The 4,083-nt window shown below is 65.3% G+C and carries 5 protein-coding genes; 3 read left to right on the top strand and 2 right to left on the bottom strand.

What is annotated here, in order from left to right:
- Window positions 1-412: SURF1 family protein (locus VFH65_RS21235; RefSeq protein WP_353324024.1), on the top strand; the 412-nt coding region annotated here is incomplete at its 5' end.
- On the opposite strand, the gene VFH65_RS21230 is transcribed toward VFH65_RS21235, so the two are convergent.
- Window positions 366-1,340: a cobalamin biosynthesis protein gene (locus VFH65_RS21230; protein ID WP_414688477.1), complete on the bottom strand. Its 975-nt coding sequence runs from the start codon at window positions 1,338-1,340 to the stop codon at window positions 366-368. The genes VFH65_RS21235 and VFH65_RS21230 overlap by 47 nt on opposite strands.
- Before the next feature lie 33 nt (window positions 1,341-1,373).
- Here VFH65_RS21230 and VFH65_RS21225 point away from each other — a divergent pair, with 33 nt between their 5' ends.
- A complete protein-coding gene (locus VFH65_RS21225) occupies window positions 1,374-2,201 on the top strand; it encodes an oxygenase MpaB family protein (RefSeq protein WP_353324022.1) in 828 nt (275 codons plus the stop codon).
- A gap of 25 nt (window positions 2,202-2,226) precedes the next feature.
- Here the strand turns inward: VFH65_RS21225 and VFH65_RS21220 are convergent, their stop codons facing one another.
- Window positions 2,227-3,597, bottom strand: a complete 1,371-nt coding sequence (locus VFH65_RS21220) for a cellulase family glycosylhydrolase (RefSeq protein WP_353324021.1) — start codon at window positions 3,595-3,597, stop codon at window positions 2,227-2,229.
- Window positions 3,598-3,870: 273 nt separating this feature from the next.
- Between VFH65_RS21220 and VFH65_RS21215 the strand changes: the two genes are divergently transcribed.
- Window positions 3,871-4,083 (top strand): VOC family protein (locus tag VFH65_RS21215; protein ID WP_414688476.1); only part of this gene is annotated, 213 nt, incomplete at its 3' end.

Below are 4,083 nucleotides of genomic sequence, written 5' to 3'. Positions count from 1 at the left end.
GACCGAGCCGGTGACGATCACCGCGCGCCTGCGCGACTCCGAAGGGGTCGCGCAGGGCAAGGAGCCGTTCCGTCAGGACGGCACGCAGCAGGTGTATTCGATCAGCACCACCCAGATCTCGGCGGTCACCGGCGTCCCACTTGCGGGCTCGTATCTGCAATTGACCGAGGATCAGCCCGGAGGCCTAGGGGTCATCGGTCTGCCGCACCTCGACGCCGGACCGTTTTTGTCGTACGGCATTCAGTGGATAGCGTTCGGCATCATCGCCCCGATCGGGGTCGGCTACTTCGTGTATTCCGAGATCCAGGCGCGCCGGCGGGAGAAGGCGGCGAAGGAGGCGGTCGACGCCGCACCGTCTGCCCCGCTCACCGCCGAAGAAAAGCTCGCCGACCGCTACGGCCGGCGGCACTGAGCGACACCGCGAGCACTGCGGCCGCCAACTGCACCGCACGCGACAGCCGCACCGCTCGCGCCAGATCCGATACCCGTGGTGGCGGACCATCGCCCAGGGTCGGCCGGATCTCCAGCTCATGGGCGTATTGCGTCGGTCCCCCCAGCTGCACATCGAGCGCACCGGCGAAGGCGGCCTCCACCACGCCCGCGTTGGGACTGGGATGGCGCGACGCGTCACGCCGCCAGGCGCGTAGTGCACCGGCGGGTGATCCCCCGACGATCGGTGCGCACGCCGCCACCAGCAGCGCCGTTGCGCGCGCGGCAACAAAGTTGGCGGCGTCGTCGAAACGGGCTGCGGCCCAGCCGAATTGGATATACCGCGGCGAGCGGTTACCGATCATCGCGTCGAGCGTGTTGGCTCCGCGATACACCAGCACCGCCGGAACCCCGCCAACCGCCGCCCAGATCAGCGGTGCCACCTGGGCGTCGGAGGTGTTCTCCGCGACGGACTCCAGTGCGGCGCGGGTCAGGCCCGCTTCGTCCAGCGCCGCCGGGTCGCGTCCGCATAGCGACGGCAACAGCTCCCGCGCGCCGCTCACGTCCCCGGCCTCCAGCAGGGCGGTCATCTGCGCCCCGGTTTGCGCCAGTGATGTCCCCCCGAACGCGACGAAACTCGCCGCTGCCGTGGTCGCGTCCGCCAGTACCGAGCAGCGCCGGCAGGCCATCTGGTCGAGCGCCACGCCAAGCAATCCGAGCGCACCCAGCAGCGCGCCTGTGTGCAGCACACCCGCGCTACGGGAATCGGCATAACTGCGCCGCTCCAAAGCCGCTGCGCCGCGGCCGAACAGCGCCACCGGATGACCGCGCCGGGGGTCTGAAAACAGCAGATCGAAAACGTAACCTGCCGCGATCCCCGCGGGTCGACCCCGACATGCTGCAAACACCACGGCAGCGTCTCACAAGGTGGTCTACTCGACACCATGAGGCTGGGCCCACCCCGGCGGCCGAGCCGGGTCGTCGACCTGATCAATCCAGCGGCAGTGCTGCTACCTGCGGCGAACGTGATCATGCAGCTGTCGTCGCCGGGCGTCGGATACGGGGTACTGGAGAGCCCGGTAGACAGCGGCAACGTCTACAAACACCCGTTCAAGCGGGCCCGCACCACGGGCACCTACCTCGCAGCGGCCACCTTCGGCACCGACGCCGACCGCGACCTCATCCGCGCGGCTGTCGACAAGGTCCACGCGCTAGTGCGATCAGACACATCAAGCCCGGTGTCCTACAACGCGTTTGACCCCCGGCTGCAGCTGTGGGTGGCCGCCTGCCTTTACCGCTATTACATCGACCAGCACGAGTTCCTCTATGGACCGCTCGACGACGATGCGGCCGAAGCGGTCTACCAGGACGCCAAGAAGCTGGGCACCACATTGCAAGTCCGCGACACCATGTGGCCTGCCGATCGTGTCGCGTTCGACGAGTTCTGGAAGCGGTCGCTGGACGAACTTCGCATCGACCCGCCGGTGCGTGAGCATCTCCGTGGCGTGGCCACGATGGCGTTTCTGCCGCTGCCGTTGCGGCTGTTGGCCGGTCGCTTCAATCTGTTCGCGACGACGGGGTTTCTGCCCGCAGAATTCCGTGCGCACATGCAGCTGCCGTGGACGGCAAGCCAGCAACGCAAATTCGAATGGTTGTTGTCCGCGTTGCGGATTGCCGACCGTGTCATCCCACGTGACGTCTGGATCCTTGGCTATCGAATGTACCTGTGGGACATGCGGTCGCGCGCGCACCGCGGCAGGCGAATCGTATGACTCGCCTGCCGCGGCTCCCCCTCGATTAGCGGGTCTTTTTTGTGCTGCCGTTGGAACGGGCCGAATCGGTCGAATCGGTCGTTCCAGCCGGCTCTGCTGACGCATCAGTCGGTTCCGGCGCGGTGGCAGTCGGTTCCGGCGCAGTTGTGGTGGCCGCAGGCTCAGTCGTCAGAGCACTGGACGGCACAGCGGTGGCCTCCATCGAAGCGACCTCCGCCGTCGTGGTTGGAGTGGTAGACGTCGGAGCCGTCACAGCGACCAAGTCGACAGGGTCCGGCGCCTGCGGATAGGTAGTGGTCCACTGCTCGATGACTTCGGCTGCAGGCTTGCGACTCCAGTCGTCGCGCAACACACCGAACGTGTCGTCCACGACCGTGCTCTCCGTGTCGCGATCACGCGTGGTGTAGATGAATGACGGCCCGGTGTAAGAGAATTCGCTCCAGGTGCTCAGATAGTCCTGGATGAAGGCGGCTTGAGTGGCTTCATCGACCACCGAGGTCGGTTCACCGTACTCGGTCGCCCAGATGAGCTTGTCGCCGTCACCGTTGGCGACCATCAGTTCACGCATCAGCTCCAGCTGGCCGATCGGAGAGATGTCGCCGTACAGCTCGCCCTGCGAGAACGGCAGCGTGTAGTGGTACGGGTGGTAGGACAGCGCATCGAAGTACCCCTGCGCGCCCGCTTCATACATGCCCGCGACATAGTTCGCGGGGCTGATCGCCAGATTCTCGGTGTCGGTCACCCAGCCCACGACACCACCGATCACAGTCGCGTCCGGGTCAGCCGCCTTGATCGCCGGGTACGCCGCCTGAAGGAGCTCGGTGTAGGCGGCAGGGTCCGGCGCGGGCGACCAGAAGAAGTATGCGTTGGGCTCATTCCACACTTCGTAGGCCGAGATTTTGCCCGCGTATCGCTCGGCAACGGCGCCGACGAATTCGGCGTACTCCTCGGTCGATGCAGGAGGGCTGACGACGGGCGCCTGGCCCGGTTCGACGGCCCAGGCCGGCGTCGAGTTCAGCACGCCGAGCACGCCCATATCGCGTTCGTAGGCCGCATTGACGAGGTAGTCGACCGTGTCCCAGTAGTAGAAGTCGTCGACCACCTCGATGCCTGACCACGGGATCAAGATGCGCACGTTCTGCACACCCATGGCCTGCATCTCGTCCAGAGTTCGATCCACATCGGCAGAGGTCATGCCATAAAGATCCGAGTCGGCGAACCCGACGGTGGTGTTCGACGTGTCGATCGCCGCGGTCGTGACGAACGGCATCGTCGCAACGGGTGACGCGGAGGTGAAAAGGCTGACGGCTCCCGCGGACATCACCGCCGAAGCCGTCACTGCAATGCCGATCTTGATGATGGGCCGCTTGATTCGCCCCTTATTCTCTTGTCGCACGAGTATCCCCATTTCGTGTCCATTTCCCTACCGGCCCCCGCACCGGCCTCATCGATACATTCCTGCTATTCCCCCAGCAACGACTGCGGCAAACCGTCCGGGACGCCAGCTCGTTTGCTGGCAAATGATCAAGATCGTTAAATTCCGTGGGCTATCTGCCCGTCAAAGGTTGGACGATTGCATCTGCTGGACATCGATTCGCACGGCCTGGCAATTTTCGAGCAAACGGCAAACCGCCCTCGCCGCCGAACAGTTGAGCGGATCATGACGTGCATGGCATTCCCGGCACTCACCCACGTCGCGGTCACGGTGCGCGACCTCGACGTCAGCGGACCCTGGTATCGGGCCCTGTTCGAAGCCGAACCCGTCCTCGACGAACACACCGACGCCGGGTTTCACCACCTGGTGTGGCAACTCGACAACGGCACTTTGTTCGGCATCCACCAGCACGATCGGCCCGCCAAGGGCGATCGCTTCAGCGAGTTC

Source organism: Mycobacterium sp., from assembly GCF_035697385.1.
Taxonomy (GTDB): domain Bacteria; phylum Actinomycetota; class Actinomycetes; order Mycobacteriales; family Mycobacteriaceae; genus Mycobacterium.
Note: the sequence above shows the minus strand (reverse complement) of the source record. Positions and strands in the feature narration are given on the sequence as shown.

Bases quoted from the DNA above. Each gene is read 5' to 3' on its own strand.
- VFH65_RS21225 (WP_353324022.1), top strand. From the start codon at position 1,374: ATGAGGCTGGGCCCACCCCGGCGGCCGAGCCGGGTCGTCGACCTGATC.